Source organism: Catellatospora sp. NPDC049133 (genome assembly GCF_040648455.1).
Taxonomy (GTDB): domain Bacteria; phylum Actinomycetota; class Actinomycetes; order Mycobacteriales; family Micromonosporaceae; genus Catellatospora; species Catellatospora aurea.
This window is the reverse complement of sequence record NZ_JBEZDT010000095.1, coordinates 1-1,209: the sequence shown is the minus strand read 5'-3', so window position 1 is coordinate 1,209 and position 1,209 is coordinate 1. Positions and strand designations below refer to the sequence as shown.

The 1,209-nt window shown below is 68.2% G+C and carries 1 protein-coding gene; it reads left to right on the top strand.

All coding sequences use genetic code 11. From position 1 onward, the window contains the following. Nucleotides 1–67: 67 nt before the first annotated feature. On the top strand, nt 68–1,209 hold a 1,142-nt coding region (locus AB0B35_RS42135; RefSeq protein WP_361057532.1), incomplete at its 3' end, for an RNA-guided endonuclease TnpB family protein.

Below are 1,209 nucleotides of genomic sequence, written 5' to 3'. Positions count from 1 at the left end.
GAGGCGGACCGGCGTCCACCCGTACGCCCGTACGAAACCGCACGGCCGTCCTGTTAGGATTCTGGTCGTGGCCGGGGCGGTGAAGCGCGCGTTCAAGTACCGCTTCTACCCGACCGACGTGCAGGCCGCGCAGCTGTCGCGCACGTTCGGGTGCGTCCGGCTGGTCTACAACATGGCCCTGCAGGCCCGCACCGAGGCATGGACCCAGCGGCAGGAGCGGATCGACTACAACGCCACCTCGGCCCTGCTCACCGCGTGGAAAAAGACGGACGACCTCGCGTTCTTGAACGAGGTGTCGTGCGTGCCGTTGCAGCAGGCGCTGCGGCACCTGCAGAACGCCTACACCAACTTCTGGGCAAAACGCGCCAAACACCCCACGTACAAGTCCAAAAGACGTTCGCGCCGCTCGGCGGAGTACACGGCCAGCGCATTCCGGTGGCGCGACGGCACGCTGACCCTGGCCAAGATGGCCGAGCCCCTGGATGTCGTGTGGTCGCGGCCGCTGCCCGACGGCGTGTCGCCGTCGACGGTGACCGTGTCGCAGGACGCGGCGGGGCGCTGGTTCGTGTCCCTGCTCTGCGACGACGTCATCACCCAGACCCCCGCCACGGGCGCGGTCGGGATCGACGCCGGCCTGGACAGCCTGCTGACCCTGTCCACCGGGGAGAAGATCGCCAACCCGAGGCACGAGCGCGCCGACCGGCAGCGGCTGGCCCGCGCCCAACGCAACCTCGCCCGCAAACAGAAAGGCTCGGCCAACCGCGCCAAAGCCCGGGTCAAGGTCGCTCGTATCCATGCCCGGATCGCCGACCGGCGGCGTGACCACCTGCACCAACTGACGACTCGGCTCGTTCGTGAAACCCAAGCGATCGTGATCGAGGACCTGGCCGTGGCGAACATGGTCACGAATCACCGTCTCGCGCGTGCGATCAGTGATGCGGCTTGGCGGCAGTTTCGCACCATGCTGGAGTACAAGGCCGCCTGGTGCGGCCGGGAACTGATCGTCGTGGACCGCTGGTTCCCCTCGACCCGGCTCTGCTCGTCCTGCGGCGCACTCGCGCAGAAGATGCCGCTGGACGTGCGCGAGTGGACGTGCCCGTGCGGGGCCGTCCACGACCGTGACGTGAACGCGGCACGCAACATCCTGGCCGCCGGACTGGCGGTGACAGCCTGCGGAGACGATGTAAGACCTCAACGAGGAACCTCTCG